Here is a 25,292-nt window from a genome sequence, read left to right as displayed (position 1 = left end):
CGGTGCCGGCCGTCACCCGTGGTCTGCGAATCCCTCTGAGCTGCGGATACAGCTGCCCATGTGGGCTGTCGGCGTGTCCGTAGGGACCGGAACCTGTGGGGGTGCCCGGAACGTCGCAGTCGACGACCTGTGGCTGTTGCTTCCCGGTGCAACCGGTTCGTCGTCCCGGCCCGGGTGCCGGAATCCGGCTTCCGGCACCACGCCGGCCGGTGAAGCCGTGGAGGTCCTTTACCATTGTGAAGGCGACATCTCTATTGGCTGGCCGGTTGTGGCCAAAGTGGGATTCTCCGCCATTTCGAGCATTGCGACCTATACCATGAATGTCCCGCCGGCACCGACGGACGTCGGACGGGGGATCTGACGTCGGTGCAACCCCTTGTCCGTGCCGGCCGGATGATTTGTCATGGTGACCCGGCTGCCACCACGCGAAAAGCTCGGCCGGGATGTCCCGGCCGAGCTTTTCGCTGACCTCCTGGCCGTCACCGGCCGGCCATCACGTTGCAACGACCCTGGCGACCGCCCGGGCGAGCCCGGTGGAGTGTCCGGGGTTCAGCTGCCGCTGATGGTGAACTGCGAGCCCGGCTGGATGACGATGTTGCCGTCGGCCGAGTTGGTGATGGTGACGTTCGACAGGGTGGCGTTGCCGCGGGCGCCGCTCATGGCGAGGATCCCGGCGCCGTTGACGGACTTGTCGATCTTCACGTTGGTGATGGCGACGTCGGGCATGTTGCCGCCGCCGTTCTTGAACTGGATCCCGTCGTAGGTCGAGTCGATGATGTCGGTGTCGCGGATGGTGACGCCGACGATGTCCTTGGTGGCGGGGAACAAGGTGATCGCCCCGAACTCCTGGTCCTCGTTCCAGAAGGCGCCGCCGGTGCGGTAGAGGCCGTTGTTGGCCAGCAGCGTCGTGCCGGAGAACGGCAGCGGGCTGTGGTCGGTGGCCAGCATGATGCCGGGATAGTTGGCGGTGTCGGAGACCAGGTTGTTCTGCGCCGAGTTGTTGTACCCGCCGTAGATGGCGATGCCGTTGGCCCGCCACGGCAGCTGGATGGTGTTGTTCAGGAAGTGGTCGTCGTGGTTGATGTCCACCGACTGGTCCTTGACGTACGGGTTGGCCCAGATCGCCAGCGCGTCGTCGCCGGTGGTGCGGAACGACGAGTTGAACACCCGTGAGTTGCGCGTGCCGTTGGAGAAGTTGATGCCGTCGGCGAAGGTGTTGCGGATCCGCATGCCGGTGAACTCGACGTTGTCGCCCGGGTTCCAATAGGCCGGGGTGTCGGAGTAGTCGCGGCCGACCCAGGCGCCGACGTTGACGTGTTCGATCCAGACGTTGCTGATCTTCGTGTTCCGGCCGAAGCGGCCGTTGAGGCCGTGACCCCGGTTGGCCCGGTTCTGCGTGTTGCCGAAGATCGCGATGTCGGAGATCTGGGTGTTGTCGTCGATGTCGAAGCCGACGTTGCCCTCGTGCGGGTGGTTGATGTTGCCGGTGACCTGGTGCGGCTGGGTGTTGGAGTAGAGCTGGGAGTGCCACATGCCGGCGCCGCGGACGACGACGTTGCGGATGCCCTTCTGGTTCCACTGGCCGCGGGTGGGGTCCGGCGAGAGGATCTTCTGCTCCTGGCGCCACTGACCGGCCGGGATCCACACGCAGCTGATCACGCCGTTCTCGTCGTCGGTGACCGCCCGCTGGATGGCGGCCGTGTCGTCGAGCCCGTCGTTGGGCACGGCGCCGTACTGGGTGATCGAGGTGCAGCCGGCCGGCTGGGACGCGGCCGGGGCCACCTGCTCCAGGTCGATCAGGTCGATGATGTAGAACGACGCGTTGTCACCGGCGTCGCGTTGCAACTTGAACCGGGTGCCGGCCGGGTACGACTGGCTGAGCAGCGCGTTCGACTCGTCGAAGAGCCGGCGTGCGTCCGGGCCCGGGGTGTTCTGCAGCGACTCGGTGTCGTCGCTGGTGCCGTACAACCAGCTGTTGCGCGACGAGAGGGTGAGCTTGCGGCTGAAGGTGTCGTTGACATAGAGGCTGATCGTGGCCTCCTGGCCGCCGCCCGCGGCGGAGTCCGGGATGGAGTTGCGGACGACGATCGAGTTGGCCGGGGTGGTGGAGGTGAACTCGACGAACTGCCCGGTGCTGTTCAGCCGCACCGACTGCCGGCCGGACGACTCGCTGCCGAAGTTGGTGTGCCCGAAGGTGCGCAGCGGATCGGCCTGCACCAGGGTGCCGTTGTGCCGGGCCGCCTCGGCCTCGTACTCGGTGTACGGCACGGCGGCGCCGCGGCCGACGACGATCGGGCGGGCCAGGGTGTTGTTGGATTCGTTGGTCTCGGCGACTGCGCCGGCCGAGTCGGCCGTCGCGGTGGCGGTGGCGCCGCCGCTGGTCGCTGTCCAGGTGCCGCCGATGGTGACGGTCGTGGTGGCGCCGGCCGCGATCGCCGGGGTGGCTCCGGTGAGGGTGCCGGCGCCGACGGCGAGCCGGGTGGTGCTGGCGCCGGCCGCGCTGGTGCCCCGGTTGGTGACCGCGACGGTGAAGCTGACCGCCGCGCCGGCCGCCGGGTTCGCCGGGTTGGTGGTGATCGCGGTGACCTGCAGGTCGGGGCCGGGCGCCTGGGCGACGACGAGCTGAGCCGGCGCGGTGTACGTGTTGTTGTCGTTGTTCTGCTCGGCGACGGTGTTCGCCGGGTCGACCACGGTGGAGACGGTGTAGCTGCCCTGCGCCTTGGCGCCGACGGCGGCCGACACGGTGGCTGAGGCGCCCGCGGTGAGCGCCGGCACGTCGGCGGTGCCGGCGACCGCGCCGCCGAGCCGGAAGTCGGCCTTCGTGGCGGCCGCGGCGGCGGTGCCCGCGTTGCGCACGGTGGCGGTCAGCGTGATCGGGGTCGTCTCGGAGGGGCTCGCCGGTGTCCAGGTCGTCGACGTCACGACCAGGTCCGGGTTGGGCGCCCAGGCGCCGATCACCTGCACCTCGGCCACCTGCCCGCCGGGCGCGCCGGTGTTGGCGAAGAACTGCAGGCGTACGTCCGACGCCCGGCCGTCGACCGGCACCGTGACGGTGTTCTGGTTGGCCGACGGGCTGAAGCCGTGATCGGCGCGGGCCTTCAACTCGGTGAAGCCGGTGGCGGCCCCGGCGCGGCCGAGGACCTGGAAGTTCTGGGTGCGCGGTCCCCACGCCGGATCGGGGTTGAGCTTCACGACGACGCCGGTGACGGTGGCGTCGGCGCCCAGCTTGACGGTCAGCGTCGAGGGCAGGCCGTTGGACTCCCAATACGTCGCGGTGCTGCCGTCGTTGGCGTTGGCCGCCACGAAGGTGTGGATCGTCGACGAGGCCTCGATCGCCTTGCCGGCGGCAAGGTTGATTCCGGTGGGCGGGTTCGGGTCGGGGTCGACCGGGCCGGCGACGCCGTAGACCTCGAGTTCGGCGAGCTGGCCGGCGGGCCAGCCGGTGTTCGCGGTGATGTGCACCCGCACGTACCGGACGCTCGCCGCGGTGAAGGTGATCGTCACGGCGTTCCCGGTGGCCGGGTTGAACACCCGCCCGGCTGACGCGGCGAGCGTGCTGAAGGCCGATCCGTTCGTGCTGCCCTGCACGCTGAGCGTCTGCGTACGGGTGGCCCACGCGGTCGCCGGCGGCAGCTTGAGCACCACCTGGTCGATGGTCGTGGCGCTGCCGAGGTCGGCCTGCACCCACTGGGGGAAGACGTTGTTCGGGCTCTCCCAGTACGACTGCGGGTTGCCGTCGGTGACCGCGGAGGCCGGCTGCGCGCCCAGGGAGCCGCTGGCGACGGCCGGTTTCCCGGCGGCGAGGTTGGGGCCGCCGGCTGCGTGGGCGGCCGGCGGGGACATGCCGAGGACGACCAGCGTGGCCGCGAGGGCCGCGCCGATCAGGCGGGTGCTGAGTCTCATGAGGTCCGTCCTGTGCACGAGGGCGCGGCGGCAGGCTTGACCTGCGCTTCTGCTGCGCCGAGGGGGATTACTCGCTGGGGCGGGTGGGATATTGCCGGGTGAGCAACGTAAATTTCGTCCGCTTGCCAAGTTTTTGCGGCGGCGGGCATTCAATGTTTCAGATGTGTCGCTGATTCGTCAACGACGTGTTGCCGGGAGCTGTGCGGGTAGTCGCGGGGCGTGGCATTGCCACGCCCGGCCCAGGAGGATCCATGAACTCAGCACACGACCGGCTCGACGACGACCAGGAACTCGACGAGGAGGAGGCCGAACAGGTCGACCCGGTCCGGCCACCCGACCTCAACCAGGAGTCGAACCGGTCGGCGACCCGGCTCGAGCTCTTCTTCGACCTGGCCTTCGTGCTGTTCGTGGCGCGCTGCGCGGACGTGCTGGCCAAGGACGAGACGTGGCACGGCGCGCTGGTGTTCACCGCGGTCCTGACGATCGGCTGGTGGGCGTGGGCCAGCGCCACCCTGTACGCCAACCGGTTCGACACCGACGACGCGGTGTTCCGCCTGCTCACCCTCTTCGCCATGGCCGGCGTGGTGGCGATGGCGGCCAGCGTGGACAAGATCGACGGGTCGGCCGCGCCGTGGTTCGTCCTCGGCTACGTCATGGTCCGCCTCGCCCTGATCGCCGGGTACGCGCGGGCCTGGTGGCATGTGCCGGAGGCCCGCTCGACCGCCCGGCTGTATCTGATCGGGCACACGCTGGGCGCCGGCATCTGGCTCGCCTCGCTGGCCTTCCCCGCGCCCGCCCGGTACTGGCTGTGGGGCATCGGCGTGCTGGCGGACCTGGCGTGGCCGACAGTGGCGGCGCGGTTGAAGGACGCCGTCCCGCTGCACCTGGAGCACCTGCCGGAGCGCTTCGGCCTGTTCATCATCCTGGTGCTGGGCGAGTCCGTCGCGGCGGTGGTGACCGGGGTGCACGATGCCGGCTGGAAACCCGCCGTGGTCGGCACGGCGGCGCTGGCGTTCGTCATCGCGGCGGCGCTGTGGTGGATGTATTTCGACCTGTCCGGCGGGGCGGCGAAACGGCGGCTCGCCGCGGAGGGCGAAGAGGTCACCAAGCACGGGGTGCACGACTTCTACGTCTATGTGCACCTGCCGCTGGCGGTGTCGCTGGCCGCGGTGGCGGTCGGGCTGGAACACGCCGTGCTGCACGGCGCCGACGACCACCTGAGCGCCGGGACCCGCTGGGTGCTCGGCATCGCCGTCGCCGGCTATCTGCTCAGCGCCGCGGTCATGCAGGGGCACCTCGGCCGGCGGGTCCGCGGGGCGCTGATCTGGCCCGGCGCCGGCGTGCCGCTGGCGCTGCTGATCGCGGCGTTCGACCTCTCACCGGTGCTGACCGTGGGACTGTTCGCCGCGCTCCTGGCCGGGGGAGTGCTCGTCGGGTTCCAGCTGCATCGCGCCGGCGAAGTGCGTACCGCCAAGGTGTGATCGACGAGGTGTAACGGTCCGGCAGCCGCCCGGCTGCCGGACCGTCCGGGTGCGTCAGGCGTTGCGAGCGGTGGCGTACGCCGCCGAGCCGATCAGCTCCAGCGAGACCTGGAGCCGTTCCAGGCTGATGTTCTTCGCGATGGTGTCCTCGGGGCTGTGGTACGGCGGTTCGAGCAGCGCCGGGGACTCCTCGCCACGCCAGGAGAAGTTGGCCGCGGCGATGCCCACCTCCTGGAACGACTGGTGGTCGCTGGAGCCGCGCAGGGTGACCGGCGAGATCTGCGGCTGGTAGCCCAGCCTGGTGGCCGCCGCGGCCACCTCGTCGGTCGCCCGGTTCGGCTGCCCGGTGAAGGAGAGCAGCCAGTACCGGGTCGCCGGGTCCCAGCTGGTCGCCACCATGTCGTTCTGGTAGACCGCGAGGATCCGGTCCCGGTCGGCCTGCGGCAGCTGCGCGACGTGGTACCGCGAGCCGATCAGGCCCTGCTCCTCCGAGCCCCACAGCGCGAACCGCAGGGTGGCGGCGGTGGGCAGCCCGCGCAGCACCCGGGCCAGCTCCAGGCACAGGACGGTGCCGGAGCCGTCGTCGTTGGCGCCGGGCGCACCGATGACCGAGTCGTAGTGGGCGCTCACCATGACCAGCGGGCCGGTGCTGCGGCGGCGGCTGTCGGCGAGCACGTTGTGCGAGGTGAGCCCGCGGTGCGCGCGGGTGGAGACGGTCAGCTTCAGCCGCTTCTTGGCGAGCAGCGCGCGCAGCCGGTGCTTCTGCGCCTGGGCGACCCCGACGACCGGGATCGGCACCGGGTTCTCCGCCGAGGCGGGCAGGGTGGGGCTGAACGCCGAGGCCCGGCGGGGCTCCACCAGGTCGGCGGGCAGGAAGACGACCGCCGCGGCGCCGCGCGCGACGGCGGTGGCCACCAGCGCCTCCCGGTTGGCCGCCACGTAGTCGATCAGCAGAATCTTCCCGGTCACGTCCTCCGGGTAGTCGGCCGCGCCGCCCGCGCCGGCGTCCAGCACGGTGCCGCGCACCTTCGTGTCCAGGGCCGCTTGCGGCGACGCGCCGGCCTGCCAGCAGAGGTCGGCCGGCAGCCCGGCCGGGGAGTCGAGCTGGGCGAGGAACTTGTCCGCCACCGCGAACGGCTGCAGGTCCACGTGGTACCCGAGCCGGTCGAGCACGCCGGCCAGGTAGTCCGCGGCGTACCGCTCGGAGCGGGTGCCGCCGATCCGCGGGCCGATGCCCTCGGAGAGGACCCGCAGGTGCGGCAGGGCGCGCCGGGCGGAGACGCGACCGGCCACCGCGCGGTCGCCGGCGGTGAGCGTGGGTGGGCGGACCGCCCCGGGACGCTGGTCGCCGACGGCCCAGGCCGGAGCCGGCAGCGCGACGGTGGCCGCGCCCCCGACGGCGACGGCGAGCATGCCCCGCCGGCTCAGTGAGGACTTCATGGGTGTGTCCAAAACCCCTCCTGGAGTGAGGTGGCGGGTCACGGCGCCCGGTCGGGCTGCGGATCCGCACCAGACAGAGACTAGGATCAATGAGGATGGTCCTCAAGGGGATCAATCCGGCAGATACAGCACCTGACCCGCGCTTATCCGACAGCGGCGCCGGTCGTGTCCCGGCTTAGGGTGAGCCGGTGGATCCAGTGGCGGGTCGCGGCGGAGCGGCCCGGGCGATCGTGTGGGTCGCGCATCTCGCGGCCCCGTTGGCCGGGCTCTGGCTCTTGATCGCCCGCCCGCAGTGGGACCACCGCTGGCAGCACGGCCCGGCACACTTCTGGCTGGTGCTCGCGGTCGCCGTGATCAGCCTCGGGCTGGCCCTGGTGATCAACGAGGCGGCCCGGCGGCGGGCCGACGCGCGGCTGCTGCTGGTCGCGTTCTCGTTCCTGGTCGCGGCCGGTTTCCTCGGCCTGCACGCGCTGGCCACGCCGGAGGCGCTGCTGACGGGCCGTAACGCCGGTTTCACCTACGCCTCGCCGGTCGGTCTCACCCTGGCGGCCGTCTTCGCCGCCGCCTCGGCCATGGACCTCACCCCCCGCCGGTCCGCCGCGCTGATCCGCTTGTCCGCCCCGCTGCGCGCCGCCCTGCTGCTGCTCGTCGCGGCCTGGGCGGTGGTCTCGCTGCTCGGCCTGCCACCGCTGTCCCGGGTGCCGGCCGCCGGCGAGAACGGGCCGGCCGTCGTGCTCTCGGTGGCGGGCGTGCTCCTGTTCGGTGTCGCCGCCCTCCGCTACTACGTCCTGCACCGGCGCCGCCGCACCGTCATGCTGCTGTCCGTGGTGACGGCGTACACGCTGCTCGCTGAATCGGCCGCGGCGATGGCGGTCGGCCGCAGCTGGCACGCCTCGTGGTGGGAGTGGCACCTGCTGATGGCGGCCGGCTTCGGCTACGTCGCCTACAGCGCCTGGGTGCAGTACCGCAACGAGGGCGCCGCCGCCGGGCTGTTCGCCTCGGTCGGCACCGAGGACACCGTGCGCCGGCTGCGCGCCGAGTACGGCGCCGCACTGGAGGCCCTGGTCGCCGCGCTGCACGAGCGCGAGCGCGGCCGGCTGTCCGAGCAGCGGATGGCCGCGACGACCGAGCGCCTGGCCGCCCGCTTCGAGCTGACCGAGGGACAGACCGCCGTGCTGGGCCGGGCGGCGGGCGCGCTGGCAGCCGAGCGCGATCAGATCCGCAAGCTGGGCGCGCTGGTCGCGATCGGGCACGATTCGCGGGTCATGCTCACCGACGCGCAACTGCTGCGCGACGCGGTCGCGCACATCGCCCAAGCCTTTGCGGGGTACGCCCTCCGTGTCGGCGTGGTCTCCGAAGGCGCGCTGGTCTTCCCGCCGGAGCTGGTCGCCGGTTCACTCCGGGACACCGCCCAGCCGGCGTACGCCGCGCTCGCCGGTGGCGTGCCGGTCACCGGCCCGGCCGGCACGCTGTTCGTGCCGTTCACCGTCAAGGGCCACCCGGCCGGGGTGCTGGCGGCCGGCCGTTCCGGAGGCCCGGTGCCGGACCGCGACGCGGCCCTGCTGGTGTCGCTGGCCAGCCAGATCGCGGTGGCCCTGGAGAACGCCCGGCTCTACCGCCGCCTGGACGTGCTGTTCCGCCAGTACATGTCGCCGGACGTGGCGACCGCGCTGGTCGCCGACCCGGGCCAGGCCGCGCTGGGCGGCGCGGTGATCGAGGTGACGTCGCTCTTCGCCGACCTGCGCGGCTTCACCGCCTTCTCCGAACGGTCCACCCCGGGGCAGATCGTCGAGATGCTCAACCGGTACTTCGACGTGGCGACCCGGGCGGTGCTCGCCGAGAACGGCACCGTGGTGCAGTTCGTCGGTGACGCGATGATGGCGCTGTTCAACGCACCCGCCCGGCAGCCGGACCACGCGCTGCGGGCGGCCCGGGCGGCGCTGACACTGCAGGCCGAGGTGGACCGGATCGCCGCCGGCTGCCCCGGCTGGCCGCGTTTCCGGGTCGGCGTCAACACCGGCGAGGCGCTGGTCGGCAACATCGGCGGCGAGGCGCTGCGCAACTTCAACGCGATGGGCGACGCGGTCAACGTCGCGGCCCGGCTGGAAACCTCGGCCGAGCCGGGGCAGGTGGTGATCGGCGCGGCCACCCGGGACCGGCTCGGCGACCGCGCCCGGGTCGACCCGTTGGGTGACCTGCAAGTCAAGGGGCGGAGCCGGCCGGTGTCCGCCTATGTGCTGCGCAGCCTGCGAGGTGAGGACGCATGGCACGGGAGTTCGTTGATCAGCTGAACCCGGCGGACCGGGCGAACCTGCTGGCACGGGGACGCCGGCGGCGATGGCCGGCCGGTGCGACCCTGTTCGGCGAGGGCGACCGCTCCACCACGGTGATGCTCGTGCTCAGCGGCCGGGCCAAGGTCTTCTCGCTGACCGAGCAGGGCGGTGAGGTGCTGCTGGCGATCCGCGGGCCGGGTGCTCTGCTGGGCGAGATGTCGGCGCTGGACGGCGCGCCGCGGTCGGCGTCGGTGGCGGCGCTGGAGCCGCTGGAGACGATGGTGGTCCCGGTCGGCTCGTTCCTCGAGTTCCTGGCCGCCTGCCCGGACGCCGCGGTGTGCATCGTGCGGCTGATCGTCGGGCGGCTGCGCGACTCGGACCGCAAACGCATCGAGTTCGGCACCTACGACACGCTGGGCCGGGTCGCGCTGCGGCTGGCCGAGCTGGCCGAACGGTTCGGGCAGGCCGCCGAGCGCGGGGTGCGGATCACGCTGCCGCTGACCCAGGACGAGCTGGCCGCCTGGACCGGCTCCTCCCGCGAGTCGGTGACCAAGGCGCTGGCGACGCTGCGCCGGCACGGCGTGATCGAGACGAGCCGCCGGTCCGTCGCGGTGCTGGACGTGGACGGGTTGCGCGCCCGGGCCAGATAGGCCCGGGCGCGCGATGGGCCGGATCGGTTACGGCAGTTCGCAGCTGGTCCGCGGGTCGATCGTGTCCCGGTTGCACCGGTCGACGCCGCCGCCGCCGTTGACCGCCAGGTCCCGCAGGCCGTCGCGGGCCCGCAGCACGTCGCGGCCGTTCTGGCCGAGCATCCTGTCACGTCCGGCGCCGCCGGTCAGGGTGTCGGCGCCGTTGCCGCCGATCAGCGTGTCACCGGCGCCACGGCCCTGCAGGTTGTTCGCCGCCGCGTTGCCGGTCAGCCGGTCGCCGGCCGAGCCACCGATGGCGTTCTCCACATTGGCCAGGTTGTTGTCCAACTCCGCCCCGGTGCCGTCGTTGGCCACGCCGTTCAGGGTGACGTTCACGGCGACGATCCGCAGCCCGTAGTCGGCGGTGTCCCGGCCGGAGCCGCCGTTGAACGTGTCCCGGCCGTCCCGCACGCGCTCCGCGACAGCCGTGTCGGCGCCACTGCCGCCGAGCAGCGTGTCGTTGCCGCCGCGACCGCGCAGGGTGTCGTTGCCGCCCGCACCGGTCAGCGTGTCGCCGCTGGTCCCGCCGAGCAGGGTGTCCCGGTCGGGACCGCCGTTGGCCCGCAGGGCGATGTTCGTTAGGTTGTCCACCCGGTCGTTCCGGTTGCCGGTGTTGACGACGACCCGGAGCACACCCACGGCCGCACAGCGGACCGTGTTGGCATTCACCCGGAAGCAGCCGGCTCCCGGGTTCATGGTGTCGCCGAGGTCGCGCAGCTGGACGAAGGCGCCGACCCTGCTGATCGTGATGGTGTTGGCCCGGTTGTTGCCGGCGTTGGCGGTGATCTGGCCTCCGGACTTGGTGACACCGGTGGCGGCGTGGGCCGGGGCGGACAGGAGCAGGGTGGGCACCGTCCCGAGTACGGCGAGAGCGGCGATCTGGCCTGCGTGACGCGATTTCATGGAAATCTTCCCCCTCGATGGTGTGCCGGCGACCCGTCCGTGGGTCGCTCCGGGCACCGCCATACGGTCGCAGCGGGACCGCCCGCGGCCTGAGGAGGAAATACGAGCTCGAACGCGTAAAGATGCCCGCGCCGAGTGTCAGCCCTTTGACTGCGCGGCCATCCACTGCCAGATGCGGGTGCCGTCGATGCGCGGGTCGTTGCGGGCCACATAGATCCACGACCAGTGACCGGGGAAGCGGTAGCCGTTCCAGACGACCTGGTCGTACAGCGACATCAGGGAGCCCGGGATGAGCTCGTGCGCCCGCACGGTGTTCGGCTCCGGCGGCACCGTGTCGTCGTCGCGGGAGGTGACCAGCCAGGTCGGTGTGCGGATGGCCCGCAGCTCGGCGTCGGTGATCATCCGCGGGCCGCCGGGCTGGAGCGACTCGACGACGGCGCAGATCGGCACCGACGCGGCGAACAGATCCGGGTACACCGTGGTCATCTTCAGGCTCATGTAGCCGCCGTTGCTGGCGCCGGCCACATAGATCCGGTCCGGGTCGATGCGGTGCCGCCGCGCGAGCTCGCCGATGATCTCGCGGATCAGCGGCGCGAAGCGGTCGCCGTCCTCGAGCCAGTACGACGTGCTCTGCGGCGCCACCACGTACGCGCCCCGGAAGATGCGCTGTGCCTGCGCCGTGGCGAAGCCCAGCGCGCCCCTGTTGGCCCGCAACGTGGTCTCGTTGTCGTAGTAGCCGTCCGGCAGCGACGCGCCCTCGCCGCCGCCGTGCAGCCAGACCACCAGCGGCCGCCGGCCGCGCCCGGCGGACGGCGTGAACAGCCGGTATTTCATGCCGGAGCCGGAGACGTGGTAGCTGAACCTGTCCACCTCCGGGTTGGCCAGCCGGCCCTGGACGAACTCCTCGACGGTGACCGGGCGGTTCCCGCGCAGGACGAGGGGCGCGTTCTGCGTGATCGTGTAGTCGAGGTCCAGCCGCACGTTCCGGCCGCGGCTCACGATGTAGCCGAGCGTGCCGCCGCCCACCTGACCCTCACCGTGCGCGAGGTCGAGCACGATGTCGCCGTGCCGGTCGAGCCGGGCGGCGGTCACGGTGCGATCCAGGTCGTACTCGCTGAAGATCTGGTCGCCGGGCGCCAGGGGGATCGGGCTGGTGGCCCGGGCGTGCACGCCGAACGTGCCGGTGGTCAGGCTCGCCGGGTCGATCCGGCCCAGCCGGCTGGTGTCCAGGGTGACCGAGGTGACCTGCTCGCCACCGTCGAGCGTCTCGGCGCCGAGGGTGAACCGCACCCGCCGGGCCGGGTGGCCGCCGGCGTGGGCGGCCGCACCCGGCACGGCGGCGGCGACGGCGGCTCCTCCCGCGACGGTCAGGACGGATCGGCGGCTGATCGACGTGGCCATGTGGCCTCCCTGTTTCGACCGTGTCACGTCACACGAATTGACCTCGGTCTATCACAGGGGGCGGGTCGCGCGGAAGGGCGCGGTCATTGCTGGGCGGCCTCGGCGGGGGCCTTGCGGGCCGGTCCGGCCACCGCGTACATGATCAGCCCGGCCGCCGCGAGCACGCCGGCCGTGACCGCCGCCGCGGTGCTCGCCGGTTCCTGGGCCTGCCAGGTCAGGATCCGCCCCGGCAGCGGCTCCGCCTGCGGGAACATCACCGCCGCCAGCGTCCAGCCCAGCGGCACGAACCAGGCCCGTGCCGTGCCGAGCGTCGCGGCGCCGAGGGCGGTCAGCCCGAGCAGCCCGGCCGCGTCCCGCACCACCAGCCAGGCGGGGCCGAACCGGGCCCCGGTCGTCAGCGTGGCCAGCAGCAATCCGGCCACGATCAGGAACATCACCAGCAGGTGCACGGTCCGCCGGCGCGGCCAGGAGAGCGCCGCCGTCGCCTCCAGGGCGTCGTCGGGGCCGCCGAGGGTGACGGTCAGGGCCGCCACCAGCAGCAGCACGGTCATGATGACCATCTGGAGGCCGGCGTCGCGGGTGTCGGAGGACACCGACCACAGCGTCCACGCCAGCGCCGCGCCGATGACGGCCACGGCCAGCGCCGCGGGGGCGTTGCGGGACCGCAGGTACAGCGCCAGCCACCTCATCGGGCGCCCGCCGGGAACAGCCCGGCGCCGTCCGTGCAGGTCACTGCGGCCCGGCGCAGGGCCACCACCCGGTCCTGCGCCTCGTCGCCCGGCAGCCGTTGCAGGCTGCGCCACAGTTCGACGGCCTCGGCGGCGACCTCCGGCGGGGTCTCCCCGATCGGCGACGCCGGGTCCAGGCCACCGGTCGCGGGGACCATCGGTTCCCGCCCGATCAGCCAGTACGCGGCGGCGAGCCGGTCCGCCAGGTCGGGAGAGCTCTCACAGTCCGGCGGCCCGGCGAAGGCGCCGGACACCACGTCCGCCGGCACACCGGTGCGGTTCGCCAGCCGGCTGTCCGGGCCGATCCGGACCGGGATCAGCACGATGTCGGGCTGCCACTGCGGGAAGTCGGCCGGGTAGTGGATGGTGGTGTCCTCGTGCACCCGGGTCGGCGCGTCCGGCAGCTTCGCCAGCGCCGTGAGCCCTTCCCGGGCCGGCCCGGCGATCTCGTCGAGCAGCCCGGAACGCACCCGGCTCAGACACACCGACTCGCCCTCGGCGCACACCAGTTCCCGGGCGACCGGGTCGATGGCGTCGTTGACGTACCGGTTCTGGTGCGGCATGACGGTGATCGCCAGTGCGGCGCCCAGCGCCACCGGAAGCAGCGCCGCCACCCGCAGGCGCCGGCTGCTGAACGCGAACAGCAGCACGGCGGCGATCGCGAGCGCCGCCAGCCAGACCGCCTGGGCGGCGCTGGCCCGGCCCGGCACGGTGGCCCAGGCGCCCGGCATGTTCATCTCGTAGATCGGCGAGAAGACCAGGGCCAGCCAGCCGTGCGGTCGCGTCGCCCAGGGGATCAGCAGCAGCAGCGCGAGACCCGCGACGGCCAGCGCCGGCGCGGTCACCAGCCATGGAAGGAGGCGGCCGACGGCGAGGCCGAGCCAGGCGGCCGCGATCAGCGCCAGTGCGCCGACAGCCGTGACGGCGAAGAGCTGCGCCGGCAGATAATCGGCGGCGCCGAAGATCCGCACGCCACCGGCGACGCCCATCGCCAGATATCCGGTGGTGACCGCGATCGCCATCGCGGCGAGCGTCGGCGCCGCCCGGTGCGACCGCGGGCGCGGTGTGCTGCCGAACAGCTCCGTCACGTTCGAGCGGCGCTCGCGCGTCGCCTGCCAGACGCCGGCGGCCAGGGCCAGCGGCCAGAGCACGGCCAGGAACAGCCGCTGCGTCATGGCCAGTTGCATCCAGCCGGCGGCGAAGTCAGCCTCGGCGGCGAAGTACAGCAGCACGGCGCCCACCGTCAGCAGCATCAGGGCGGTGCCGAGCGCCGCGGACCGGCGCAGTTCGATCCCCAGGATCCTCATCGGTCCGCCCCCGCCCGGTGCCGGCGCAGCAGCGCGGAGTAGCCCCGCTCGGCGGGGCTGTCGCCGGGGTCGCCGTCGGTGCCCTGCGCGATCAGGTCACCGGGCGTGCCCTGGAAGAGCAGCCGGCCCGTGTTGATCAGCACCACGTCGGAGCAGGCGGCCACCACGTCCTCGACGAGATGGGTGGACACCAGCACGCAACTGTCGACGCCGATGTCGCGCAGCAGCTCACGGAAGTCGAGCCGCTGCTCCGGATCCAGGCCGACGGTGGGCTCGTCGAGCAGCAGCACCGCGGGGTCGTTGACGATGGCCTGCGCGACGCCGGCCCGGCGCAGCATGCCGCCGGACAGCGTTTTCATCCGGGCGTTCGCCTTGTCGGCGAGACCGACCCGCTCGATCGCCCGCTGCGCCGCACCGGGGACGCCGGCCTTCGGCATCTCCTTGAGCCACGCCATGTACTCGACGAACTCCCGCACCGTGAAGCGCGGGTAGAAGCCGAATGCCTGCGGCAGGTAGCCGATCCCGCGGCGCACCCGCCGCAGGTCGCCCCGGCGGTCCACCGGCTCGCCGAGCAGGGTCAGCCGGCCGCCGGCGGGTTTCAGCACGGTGGCCAGGGCGCGCATCAGGGTGGTCTTGCCGGCGCCGTTGGGCCCGAGCAGCCCGTGCACGCCGGTGCTCAGGGTCAGGTCGAGCCCGTCCACGGCCAGGTGCCGGCCGGCCCGCACCTGCAGGCCCTCGGCATGGATCGCCCAGGGATGGGTGGTGGGGGCCGTCTCGGCCGCGCTCACCGTTCGCATGTCGCTCCTCATATGGTTGTGGCTGGTCGGCCGGAAATCAGTTATGGCTGGTCAGCCTTCGGAAGTTCTCGGCCCGGGTCACGGCGAGGCCGGCCAGAGCGAGGGTGATCAGCGCCCACACGGGCGAGCTGCCCGGCTGCAGGATCACCGGCAGGTCGGTGGTCAGCACGGCCGGCGCGATCACCGCTGCCGACCAGGCGGCGCCGAGCCCGGCGGCGGCGAGGCGGACGCCGACGAAGGCGCCCAGCGCGATGGTGGCGGCGGTGAACGCCAGGCAGGGCAGCAGCGTCAGCGCCAGCGAGAACCCGGTCTGGGCGCTCGCCAGGGCGAGCGCGGGCACCACCACGGCCAGCACCACGGCCGTTCGCCGCAGCAGCATCGCCAGCCCGGCCGACGGGGTGCCGGCGATCAGCTCCCAGGCCGGGTCGGTGCGCCGGCTCCACGCGATCGCCACGCCGGGCAGCGGCGCCACCGGCGCCAGCAGGGCCACCAGCGACGGCGCGCTCGCCCACACCGCCTCGAGACCAACCGCACAGGCCAGCGCCACCACCGTCATGAGGAGCCACGGCACCAGATGCCCGGCCAGCCAGCGGCCGCGGGCCGCCGACCAGCGTCGCCGCGGCCGGGGCGCGGGCCCGGTGGCGATGCCGTCGTCCACGCCGGTGGCGATCCGGGCGAGCAGGGCCCGGGTGTCGTCGCCGGAGCGGTCGGCCAGCACGGCACGGCAGTCCGCGCAGTCCTCCAGATGCACCTCGACCGACCACACCGTGACCTCGTCGAGGCCGGCCGCCCGGCCGGCGTAGCGGGCGATCACCGTGGGACTCGGATGCGGGGTCATGACAGCGCCTCCCGAAGAGCGATCCGGGCCCTGCGCGCCCGGGATTTGACCGTGTTCTCCGGCACGCCCAGCAGCAGGGACGTCTCCCGGACCGAGAAGCCGTCGAGGACCATCGCCCGCAGCACCTCGCGCGCCTCCGGCGGCAGCTCGAGCAGCGCCTGCTCCAGCTCCTGGCCGACCCGGGCGGCCATCACCTCGTCCTCGGCGGCGGGGGCGACCGTCTCGGCGAGCGGCACCGCGGGCACCTGGGCGGTCCGGGCCCGCCGGCGGAAGGCGTCGACGAGGCGGTGGGCGGCGATGGTCCACAGCCAGCCGACGGCGCTGCCCGAGGTGGCCGCGCCGGCGAAGCTGCCCGCGGCCCGCCAGACGGCCAGGTAGGTCTCCTGCATCACGTCGGCGACCAGGTCGTCGTCCGCGCACCGGCGGCGCAGCCGGGTGAGCAGCCACGGCGACGTGCGCCGGTACAGCTCGTCGAAGGCGCGCCGGTCACCGGCAGCGGTGCGGCGGACGAGTTCGTCCTCGTCGGCCGCGTTCAGACTTCGTCTCACGACCAGGAAGACGAAGGGTTGATCTCCATGGGTGCAGGATCTGCTGTGACCTGGGTCACTCTCACAGTGGGAGTCTGTCAGCCACGCCCGGCCCGTTGTGCCCGAACGGCGGACCACCCGGCCGCCAACGGCGGCCGGGTGGTCGGAGGGGGCCCGGTCAGGCCGGTTCGATCCAGATGTTGCGATAGCGGACGTTGGCGCCGGGGTCGCCGTGGTCCTGCAGACGGATCGGCAGCAGCGCGGGGCTCTCCGCGGCGCCGCCCCCGGTGGGGCCGTCGATCTCGACGTCGTTGTGCACCAGCTGGCCGTTCCACACCACGGTCACCCGGGCGTTCTCGGTCTTCGTGGAGCCGTTCCAGCGCGCCGCCCGGAACGTGATGTCGTAGGTCTGCCACGTCTCCGGCGCGGTGCCGGCGTTGGTGGACGGGGCCCGCTTCTGATAGATCGCCGCGCTGTCGTCGTTGGCGAGCGTGGGCTTGCCGTACGTGTCGAGCACCTGCACCTCGTACCGGTCCTGCAGATAGATGCCGCTGTTGGCGCGCGCCTGACCAGTCACGTCGGCGGGCAGGTTGGGCAGCCAGAACTCGGCGTGCAGCTTGAAGTCGCCGTACGTCTGCTTGGTCCGCAGGTCACCACCGAGGACCTCGGCCGAACCGCCGGAGACCGGCCACGTCGGGGCGGCGCCGCCGGCGCCCTGGAAGGCGCCCAACTGGCCGCCGTCGAAGAGGGTGACCCGGCTGGTCCCGTTGTGGGTCCAGCGCTGCTGCGCCACGTCGGCCCAGCTCCAGATCTGGATCTGGGTGCCATCCGCGGTCGCGCCGCCTGCGACGTCGAGCACCTTGCCGGACTGCGGGTTGAGCAGCGAGCCGTTGGCCTGCTGCTGCCACACCTGCGCCGCACTGCCGTTGCAGGTGTAGAGCTGGACCTTGGTGCCGTCGGCAGTGCCGGCGTTGTCGATGTCCAGGCACTTGCCGAGCGCCTGCAGGGTGTCGCCGACCCGGGTCCAGCTCTGCGCGGACGAGTTGTTGCAGGTGTACAGCTGGACCTTGGCCTTGTCGGCGTTGCTGGCGTTGTCCACGTCGAGGCACTTGCCGCCGATGCCGGTGATGGTGCCGGTCCGGGCGGTGGGGCCGGTGCCGCCGCCTCCGGTGCCGACCACCAGGTTGTCGAGGTTGACGTGCCCGACGTCGCCGGTGTCGACCCGATAGGCGATCGTGTTGCCGCCTGCCCGCAGGGTGACCGTGTCGGTCTTGGTGGACCAGGTGTCCCAGTTCCCGGTGTCCGCCAGGCTGATCTGCCGCACCTTGGCCCCGTTGACATAGAGGCTGACCGTCTTGGCGCCCGCGGACGGGTTGGGCCCGTTGCTGAAGCGCAGGTCCACCGGGTACGACCCGGCCGACGGCACCGTGACGCTGAAGGTGGCCGCCGCGCCCACCGAGCCGAGTCCGGCGACGAAGCCGGTGCCGGTGTACCCGCTGTGGTCGGACGCCACCCCGGCGCTCCCGCTGAGCCCGGAGTTCTCCGCCTCGACCTGCCCGGTCCGCAGTGTGGTGCCGTCGGACAGGCTGTTCAGCGTGTACCACGCCTCGGTGTTCCACAGGGAGGCGCCGGAGGTGGAGGTGAACGGCCGCGGCGAGCGCAGGTGCACGACCCGGCCGGGTTTGAGCCCGTTGAGCTTGACCGTCACCTTCAGGCGGTCCGCGGACAGCGTCGCCGAGCTGACGGTGAGCTGCTCCTCGTCGACCTTCGGCCCGCCGTAGGCCGGCGTCGGGACGTACCGCCACTGGGTGGCGCGGTAACTGGCCGCGGTGGCGGCGGCCACCGGTTGCGTGTACTCCAGCTCGAAGCCGCCGGTGACCGCGCGCATGGCCTTGATGTCGAAGACGCTGGTGCTGGTGGGTGTCAGCTTCTGCAGGCCGTACGTCAGCTTGCCCTCCTGGCCCCAGTTGCCGCCCGCGCCGAGCCCGCCGACGTAGAGGGCGCCGTCCGGTCCCTTGGTGACCCGCATGATGCCGGACTCCAGGCCCTGGGTCATCCGGAAGACCGCGCCCTGGTACTGGCCACCGACCTTCTCCAGGAAGGCGCGCTGGAGGCCGCCGTAGGTGACGTCGCCGAAGACCATCTGCCCGGAGTACGGCCCGGAGTCCAGCATCAGCGGCGTGCTCGGCGAGTTGGCGATCTCGTTCTGCGGCAGCCACAGCACCGGCTGGGTGACCGGCTGGGAGTCGAACGGCCCGTCCGGGTTGGTGTAGTGGCCGAAGAACCGGTCCTGGTCGATCTGCACCAGTTTCGAGGCGGGCAGCCAGCCGCCCTGGTTGTCGGTGACGAAGATCTTGCCTTCGGGTCCCCAGCCGAGCCCGTTCGGGGTGCGCAGGCCGCCGGCCACGTACTGCACCGCGCCGGTGGACCGGTTGATCTTCAGGGTGGTGCCGCGGTTCGTCGCGCCCTGCGGGTCGGTGGTGGCGCCGCCCAGGTTGATCGACACGGACAGGTTCAGATAGAAGAAGCCGTCCTGATAGAGCAGGCCGAACCCGAACTCGTGGAAGTTGCCGCCGAGCGGCCAGGTGGCGACCCGGCGGAAGTTGTCGATCACCCCGTCGCCGTTGGTGTCGTTGAGTTCGGTCAGCTCGTGCTTCTGGGAGACGTAGATCTTCCCGTCGACGATCTTGAGGCCCATCGGTTCGCGCAGCCCGGTGGCGACCTTCTTGTACGTCACCTGGCTCGGGCTGGTGGCGCCGGTGACCCCGCTGAGGATGTACACCTCGCCGGTGCTCGCCTCGCTGGCGCCCCACGTGCTGATCGCCAGCCGGCCGTCCGGGAACCAGTCCATCGCGGTCACCTGCGGCTGGAAGCCGGCCGGGCGCAGGTTGGTGAGGGTGAACCCGGGGTGCACCGAGGTGAGCGGCAGACCGTCGCCGGGGCTGTCCCCGGCGGCCTCGCACTCCTTGCGGCCGGGCGCGGTCACCCGCACCACGCCCGCGTCGGTGCTCAGGGCGCTGGTGGGGATCACCGTGAAGGCGCTCGCGCCGGGCGGCCGCCACTCGAGGGTCAGCTGCTGACCACCGCCCTGCTCGAAGTAGTCCAGGCGCAGCGCGTGGTAGCCGGCGGTCAGGGTGGCGCTGCCCTCCTTGGCGACCGCGCCGTGCAGCCCGTCGTTGTCGATCAGCAGGGTGTCGTCGATCCGCAGCCGCGACCCGTCGTCACTGGTCAGCCGGAACTGGTGGGCGCCCGCCGTGGTGATGTTCAGGTTGCCGGTCACCTCGGACTGGAAGTTGTCCTCGAGGCCGAAGTCGGCGGCGGTGGTCCAGTTGATCACCGACATGCGCTTGTCGACGTTGGGAGTCTGGCCGGACTTCAGCGTGCAGATCGAGCTGCGCGCCGTCTGCAGGTCATAAGTGCGGAGGGTGACGCCGGGTTCCTGGGGCGGGACGGCGGCACTGGCGGGAAGGACGGGAAGAAGGGCGCCGACCAGGGTGGCGGCGGACAGCAGCACCAATCTCTTCATGGGGCGCTCCACTGCATCGAGAGATTACGATGCGTCGATACGCTAGGCCCTTTCGGAAACAAAGTAAACAACTTCGGTGTCATCGTATGAAACTTTTGTATGCTGCGACTAAAGTGGCCCTTGACGGGCACCGATGCATGAGCTTCGATTTCCCCACGTGCCGGGATCCGCGGCGAAGGAGTGGGCGTGCGACGCATCTGGCTCTTCCCGACGGCAGTCCTCGCCGGGCTCACCCTGGTCACCGGTCCGGCCGCCGCCGCCGATCACGACGCGCCGCCACCGGCGCCGGCCGACCTGCTCGTGGCATACCAGGGCGGCACCTCGGCACAACTCACCTGGCGCCAGCCGCCCGGTGAACGGGCCCGCAGCTTCCGGGTGTACGAGGGCGGCCGGGTCGTCGCCCGCAACACCACCACGTCAGCGTGGGTGAACGGGCCCGGTTACGCCACCACCTACACCTACACGGTGACGGCCGTCGACGCGCAGGGGGAGGAGTCCGCCCCCACCCCGCCGGTCAGCGTCCGCATCGGCATCTCCGGCCAGCCGCCGCAGTGCCTGCCGGCCGCGGCGCTCGGTCTCCGGGCCGGCGCGGTCACCGGCTCCGCCGTCACGCTGACCTGGGCCAACAGCGGCGCGACAGGACGCGCGGTGGTGACCGGCGGCCCGCAGGGTCCCATCTGGACCGACACCTCCGGCCTCCGGGTCGGCGGCCTGGCACCGAACACGTCCTACACCTTCGGCGTGCAGCGCATCGGCTGCGGGGCACCTGCACCGCCGGCGACGGTGACCGTGATGACGCGGCCCGGCCCGGCGCAACGCCCCGGGACACCGGTCGACGCCCACCCGGCGGCGCAGACCGCCTCCGCCGTCACACTCGCCTGGACGCCCCCCGCCGACGGCACCCGGCCGGCGCGGTACGCCGTGTACGACGGCGGCCGCCGGGTGCTCACCACGAGCCGGACCACGGCCACCGTGACAGGGCTCCACCACGCCGCCCGGCACACCTTCACGGTGGTGGCCGTCGACGCCCGCGGCAGCGAGTCGGCCGGTGCCCAGGTCACCGCGGCCACCGCGACCTGCGAGCAGCGGCCGCCGCACCCGGTCGACGTCGCCGCCGAGGCGGTGTCCGCGTCCACGGTGCGGCTGCGGTGGGTGCAGGAGGCAGCCGCTGTGTCGTATTCCGTCCTGGCCGACGGCGTCGTGGTCGGCGAGACCGTCTACTCCGAGGCGATGGTCGGTGGCCTGCCGTCCGCCTCGGCCCGGCGGTTCCAGGTCACCGCGACGCTGGTCAACGGGTGCGGCGTGACCGGGCCCAGCACCCCCATGACGGTGACCACCCCGGACGGCCCCGCGGCCCGGGCCGCCGCGCCGTCCGATCTGCGGGTCGTCGCCGAGGACCAGTACACCGGGACGGTCGACCTGCGCTGGGTGCAGCCGCCCGGCGAGGTCGCGCCCGTGTCGTGGCGGCTGTACCGGGGGACCGAGGTGTTCGCCACCGCCGACACCACCGCGCTCCAGCTGCGGCTGCCGGCGGGCACCGTGCATTCGTTCACCGTCGCGGCTGTCGACGCCGGTGGCCTGGAGTCGGCGCACAGCGCCCAGGTGACGGTCCGGGCGCCGTACCTGCCTCCGCCGTGACCACGACCGGGCGGTAACGGCCGATTACCCGGCCGCGCGGCCGGCCCGTTTCGTACGGTCGCCCCATGAAGATCATGCGTCGCCTGCCCGCCGCCGTCCTGTCCGCCGTGCTGTGCGCCGTCGCCACGCCCGCCGTCGCGGCGCCCACACCGGTCTCCTACGGCTCCGGAGCCGAACTCAGCATGGACGGTGGCCGCGTCAAGTACGTGGTCTCCGCGCCCGAGGTGGTCACCTTCCACCAGGACGAGTACGACGCCGACGCGCCCACGCTGAGCAAGCCGGGTGCGGTCATCGGCTCGATGGTCCGGGTCCGGGTGTCCGCCGAGGGCGTCACCGGTGAGGTCAGCGCCACCTCGGTGGAGCTCGTCCACGAGGCGCCCGACGGGCTGCTCGCCGGCACCGAGATCCCGCCGTACGCCTACGAGAAGACCGACCTGCTGATCAGCAAGCCGTCGACGCTCGGCCCCGGCCAGCGCATCGTCGGCGAGGTGTACTTCGCCGCGAAGGTCGCCGGCGGCAAGGTGATCGCGAGCAGCGGCGGCACCCGCCAGGCGATCTGGCGTCCCTGAACACCGCGCCGAAGGTCGATCCGCCCCAAGTGCCGGCCCCTGAGCGCCCCCGCCGCCGCCGTGCGGTCGGCGCTGCCGGCAGAGGCGCGCAGCATCGCCGGCGGTTGACCGGGCCGGTCAGGTCCGGGGGACCTCGACCGTGGTGGTGACCCGGACCAGCGCGGGGAAACGGGGCGTCGAGCCGAAACCGAACCGCACCGGCGGATCGACCGCGGTGAGGTGCCCGAGATCAGAACCGTTCAGCACTCCGGCGGCCGCGGTGATCCGGTGCAGGTCCTGGACGGCGTACCACTCGCGGCGGCCGTTGCCGGCGCTGCCGTGGGTGCGGACGCCCCGCAGCAGCCGGGCCGGCACGTCGATCAGCCGCACCCAGAGCAGGCGCCGTGCCAGAGCCCGCGGCACCGCGCGCAGCAGCCCGCCCAGCAGCCCGCGGCTGCCGGTGGTGAACCGCAGCGTGAGTGGGCCGGCGGTAACCGTCCACCGCGGCCCGGACCGGTCCACCGAGATCGGCGCCACCCGCACCTCGTCGAAGGCGTACGTGTCGGCGACGAACCGGCCCAGCTCGCCAGTCGGGGCGAGCAGCACCCGGCGGCCGTCGGCGTGTTCGATCATGACGTCGGTGACCGGCCCGAACGGCGAGTCCGGCCAGTGCCCCACCACCAGGCGGGTCCCGCTCGCCGTGCCGAGCCCGGCGATCCAGCCGTCGAAACGCATCCGCGAGTGATCCACCCGGGTGCGGTACCCGTTGCTCCGTGATTCAGTCGGCCGGGCCCGACCATTCCGGCGGGGCGCGCGTAACACTTTCCCGAAAGATTTAATGTGAGCGTTCACTTGCGTCATGTGGAGAACAGAGTTTCCAAGAATGTGTTACGCGGTTGCCGGTGAAATGGTCCGGGCCTGAGGGATCGCTGCTGAGCTGGTAAAACGATAGGAGGCTAGCTGTGCTCTTGAGCGCTGGGAAATCTTCTGGCAATATCCCCCTAACGCTATGGGAGCGATCCCATCAATGGCTCGCGATAGTCATTCCCCCGACTATTCGCCGGCCGATCGTGACACCGAGAGGTCCTCCTTCATGGCAAGTCCCCACATCCCCCGACACCGGCTGCGCAGGTTCCTGCCGGTCGTGCTCACCGGCGTGCTCGCCGCGAGTGCGGCGGTCGCCTTCGGCACCTTCGCCGACGCGGCCACCACGCTCGGCGCCTCGGCCGCCGAGAAGGGCCGCTACTTCGGCACCGCGGTCGCCGCGTCGAGGCTGAGCGACGCCACCTACTCCTCGATCCTGAAGCGCGAGTTCACCTCGGTGACCGCCGAGAACGAGATGAAGTGGGACGCCACCGAGCCGTCCCGCGGCACGTTCACCTACGCGAGCGGCGACCGGATCCTGAACCAGGCGCAGGCCAACGGCCAGCAGGTCCGCGGGCACGCCCTGGCCTGGCACTCGCAGATGCCCGGCTGGGCGCAGGCGCTGTCCGGCAGCACCCTGCGCTCGGCGATGCTGAACCACGTCACCCAGGTCGCCACCCACTACCGCGGCCGGATCCACTCGTGGGACGTGGTGAACGAGGCGTTCGCCGACGACGGCCGGGGCTCGCGGCGCAACTCGAGCCTGCAGCAGACCGGCAACGACTGGATCGAGGCCGCGTTCCGGGCCGCCCGCGCCGCCGACCCGGGCGCCAAGCTCTGCTACAACGACTACAACACCGACGGCATCAACGCGAAGAGCACGGCCGTCTACAACATGGTCGTCGACTTCAAGGCGCGCGGGGTGCCGATCGACTGCGTCGGCTTCCAGTCGCACCTGACCAACTCGGCGCCCGGTGACTACCAGGCCAACCTGCAGCGCTTCGCCAACCTGGGCGTCGATGTGCAGATCACCGAGCTGGACATCTCCGGCAGCGGCCAGGCCGACGCGTACGCCGCCGTCACCCGGGCCTGCCTCGCGGTGTCCCGCTGCACCGGCATCACCGTCTGGGGCATCCGCGACAGCGACTCCTGGCGGACCGGCGCCAACCCGCTGCTGTTCGACGCGGGCGGCAACAAGAAGGCCGCCTACACCGCGGTGCTCAACGCGCTGAACGCCGGCTCCGGTGGCAACCCCACCACGCCGCCGGCGACCGGGATCGACACCGGCGCCTGGTACGTGCTGGTGAACCGGACCAGCGGCAAGGCCCTCGACGTCTACAACCTGGCCACCGGCGACGGCGCCCGGATCACCCAGTGGGCCCGCAACGACGGCGCCCAGCAGCAGTGGCAGTTCGTGTCGTCCGGCGGCGGCTACTACCGGCTGAAGTCACGGCACTCCGGCAAGGTCCTGGACGTCTACAACTTCTCGACCGCCGACGGTGGCTCGATCGTGCAGTGGACCGACGGCAACGGCGCCAATCAGCAGTTCGGCGTCCAGAACCTGGACGGGCACCTGCAGCTGATCAACCGCAACAGCGGCAAGGCGCTCGAGGTGCAGGGCGCCTCCACGGCCGACGGCGCGAACATCGTCCAGTACTCCGACTGGAACGGCGCCAACCAGCAGTGGCGACTCGTTCGCGTCGGCTGACCCCCATCCCCGAAATCCCCGAGGAGATCCGCATGACGACCGTACCCCCAGAAGTCGATCAAGCGCCGAGAGTGAGCCGCCGCAAGCCGTGGCGCAGCGTCCTGGCCGCGATGATCCTGCTCGCCGGCGGTGGCGCCGTCGCGGTGACCGCCTCGGCCGCGTCCGCGGCGACGATCGACACCAACGCCTCTTACGTGCTGGTGAACCGGACCAGCGGCAAGGCCCTCGACGTCTACAACCTGGCCACCAGCGACGGCGCCCGGATCACCCAGTGGGCCCGCAACGACGGCGCCCAGCAGCAGTGGCAGTTCGTCGACTCCGGCGGCGGTTACTACCGTCTGAAGTCGCGGCACTCCGGCAAGGTGCTGGACGTCTACAACCTCTCGACCGCCGACGGCGGCTCGATCGTGCAGTGGACCGACAACAACACCACCAACCAGCAGTTCAGCATCCAGGACATCGACGGTTACATCCAGCTGATCAACCGCAACAGCGGCAAGGCGGTCGAGGTGCAGGGTGCCTCCACCGCCGACGGCGCGAACATCGTCCAGTACTCCGACTGGAACGGCGCCAACCAGCAGTGGCAGCTCGTCCGGCTCGGCACCTCCAACCCGACGACCCCGCCGACCGGTGGCACGTGCACATTGCCGTCGTCGTACCGGTGGTCGTCGTCGGGTGTGCTGGCGAACCCGCGGTCGGGGTGGGTGTCGTTGAAGGATTT

18 protein-coding genes are annotated in these 25,292 nt (G+C 72.0%); 7 read left to right on the top strand and 11 right to left on the bottom strand.

What is annotated here, in order from left to right:
• Positions 1-549: 549 nt before the first annotated feature.
• Positions 550-3,903: a CARDB domain-containing protein gene (locus tag AC0NH5_RS41080; protein WP_474413517.1), complete on the bottom strand. Its 3,354-nt coding sequence runs from the start codon at positions 3,901-3,903 to the stop codon at positions 550-552.
• 251 nt (positions 3,904-4,154) lie between these two features.
• On the opposite strand from AC0NH5_RS41080, the gene AC0NH5_RS41075 reads away from it, so the two are divergent.
• A complete protein-coding gene (locus AC0NH5_RS41075) occupies positions 4,155-5,384 on the top strand; it encodes a low temperature requirement protein A (protein ID WP_474413515.1) in 1,230 nt (409 codons plus the stop codon).
• A 54-nt stretch (positions 5,385-5,438) separates the two neighbouring features.
• Here AC0NH5_RS41075 and AC0NH5_RS41070 read toward each other — a convergent pair whose 3' ends face one another.
• Positions 5,439-6,824: a M28 family peptidase gene (locus AC0NH5_RS41070; RefSeq protein ID WP_474413513.1), complete on the bottom strand. Its 1,386-nt coding sequence runs from the start codon at positions 6,822-6,824 to the stop codon at positions 5,439-5,441.
• A 188-nt stretch (positions 6,825-7,012) separates the two neighbouring features.
• On the opposite strand from AC0NH5_RS41070, the gene AC0NH5_RS41065 reads away from it, so the two are divergent.
• Positions 7,013-9,115: an adenylate/guanylate cyclase domain-containing protein gene (locus AC0NH5_RS41065; protein ID WP_474413511.1), complete on the top strand. Its 2,103-nt coding sequence runs from the start codon at positions 7,013-7,015 to the stop codon at positions 9,113-9,115.
• Positions 9,088-9,747, top strand: coding sequence for a Crp/Fnr family transcriptional regulator (locus AC0NH5_RS41060; RefSeq protein WP_474413509.1), 660 nt, complete (start codon positions 9,088-9,090; stop codon positions 9,745-9,747). Before AC0NH5_RS41065 ends, AC0NH5_RS41060 begins: the two co-directional genes overlap by 28 nt.
• 27 nt (positions 9,748-9,774) lie before the next feature.
• Here AC0NH5_RS41060 and AC0NH5_RS41055 read toward each other — a convergent pair whose 3' ends face one another.
• The 8 genes from AC0NH5_RS41055 to AC0NH5_RS41020 all read right to left on the bottom strand — a co-directional run bounded on the left by AC0NH5_RS41055 (position 9,775) and on the right by AC0NH5_RS41020 (position 19,813).
• Positions 9,775-10,689, bottom strand: coding sequence for a calcium-binding protein (locus AC0NH5_RS41055; protein ID WP_474413507.1), 915 nt, complete (start codon positions 10,687-10,689; stop codon positions 9,775-9,777).
• A gap of 138 nt (positions 10,690-10,827) precedes the next feature.
• The gene (locus tag AC0NH5_RS41050; RefSeq protein ID WP_474413505.1) at positions 10,828-12,090 is read right to left on the bottom strand and encodes a prolyl oligopeptidase family serine peptidase; all 1,263 of its coding nucleotides are present in this window, start codon (positions 12,088-12,090) and stop codon (positions 10,828-10,830) included.
• Positions 12,091-12,173: 83 nt separating this feature from the next.
• Positions 12,174-12,779: a hypothetical protein gene (locus AC0NH5_RS41045; protein WP_474413503.1), complete on the bottom strand. Its 606-nt coding sequence runs from the start codon at positions 12,777-12,779 to the stop codon at positions 12,174-12,176.
• Positions 12,776-14,125 (bottom strand): hypothetical protein, encoded by a 1,350-nt coding sequence (locus AC0NH5_RS41040; protein ID WP_474413501.1) that lies wholly within the window; start codon positions 14,123-14,125, stop codon positions 12,776-12,778. The genes AC0NH5_RS41045 and AC0NH5_RS41040 overlap by 4 nt, the downstream gene beginning before the upstream one ends.
• Positions 14,122-14,922: an ATP-binding cassette domain-containing protein gene (locus tag AC0NH5_RS41035; RefSeq protein ID WP_474413499.1), complete on the bottom strand. Its 801-nt coding sequence runs from the start codon at positions 14,920-14,922 to the stop codon at positions 14,122-14,124. Before AC0NH5_RS41035 ends, AC0NH5_RS41040 begins: the two co-directional genes overlap by 4 nt.
• A 37-nt stretch (positions 14,923-14,959) precedes the next feature.
• Positions 14,960-15,760, bottom strand: a complete 801-nt coding sequence (locus AC0NH5_RS41030; RefSeq protein WP_474413497.1) for a hypothetical protein — start codon at positions 15,758-15,760, stop codon at positions 14,960-14,962.
• Positions 15,757-16,308 (bottom strand): RNA polymerase sigma factor, encoded by a 552-nt coding sequence (locus AC0NH5_RS41025; RefSeq protein WP_474413495.1) that lies wholly within the window; start codon positions 16,306-16,308, stop codon positions 15,757-15,759. Before AC0NH5_RS41025 ends, AC0NH5_RS41030 begins: the two co-directional genes overlap by 4 nt.
• A 157-nt stretch (positions 16,309-16,465) precedes the next feature.
• Positions 16,466-19,813 carry a 3-keto-alpha-glucoside-1,2-lyase-like domain-containing protein gene (locus tag AC0NH5_RS41020; protein WP_474413493.1) on the bottom strand — a complete coding sequence of 1,116 codons (3,348 nt, stop codon included), beginning with the start codon at positions 19,811-19,813 and terminating at the stop codon, positions 16,466-16,468.
• 186 nt (positions 19,814-19,999) lie between these two features.
• On the opposite strand from AC0NH5_RS41020, the gene AC0NH5_RS41015 reads away from it, so the two are divergent.
• Complete coding sequence (locus AC0NH5_RS41015; protein WP_474413492.1) at positions 20,000-21,451, top strand: fibronectin type III domain-containing protein; 1,452 nt, start codon at positions 20,000-20,002, stop codon at positions 21,449-21,451.
• Between the two features lie 65 nt (positions 21,452-21,516).
• On the top strand, positions 21,517-22,020 hold the full coding sequence (locus AC0NH5_RS41010; RefSeq protein ID WP_474413490.1) for a hypothetical protein: 504 nt from the start codon (positions 21,517-21,519) through the stop codon (positions 22,018-22,020).
• Positions 22,021-22,137: 117 nt separating this feature from the next.
• On the opposite strand, the gene AC0NH5_RS41005 is transcribed toward AC0NH5_RS41010, so the two are convergent.
• The gene (locus AC0NH5_RS41005) at positions 22,138-22,749 is read right to left on the bottom strand and encodes a hypothetical protein (protein WP_474413488.1); all 612 of its coding nucleotides are present in this window, start codon (positions 22,747-22,749) and stop codon (positions 22,138-22,140) included.
• 343 nt (positions 22,750-23,092) lie between these two features.
• Here AC0NH5_RS41005 and AC0NH5_RS41000 point away from each other — a divergent pair, with 343 nt between their 5' ends.
• Positions 23,093-24,571, top strand: coding sequence for a glycoside hydrolase family 10 protein (locus AC0NH5_RS41000; protein ID WP_474413486.1), 1,479 nt, complete (start codon positions 23,093-23,095; stop codon positions 24,569-24,571).
• A 110-nt stretch (positions 24,572-24,681) separates the two neighbouring features.
• Positions 24,682-25,292 (top strand): non-reducing end alpha-L-arabinofuranosidase family hydrolase (locus AC0NH5_RS40995; protein ID WP_474413547.1); only part of this gene is annotated, 611 nt, incomplete at its 3' end.

Source organism: Actinoplanes sp. 13, from assembly GCF_056134165.1.
Note: the sequence above shows the minus strand (reverse complement) of the source record. Positions and strands in the feature narration are given on the sequence as shown.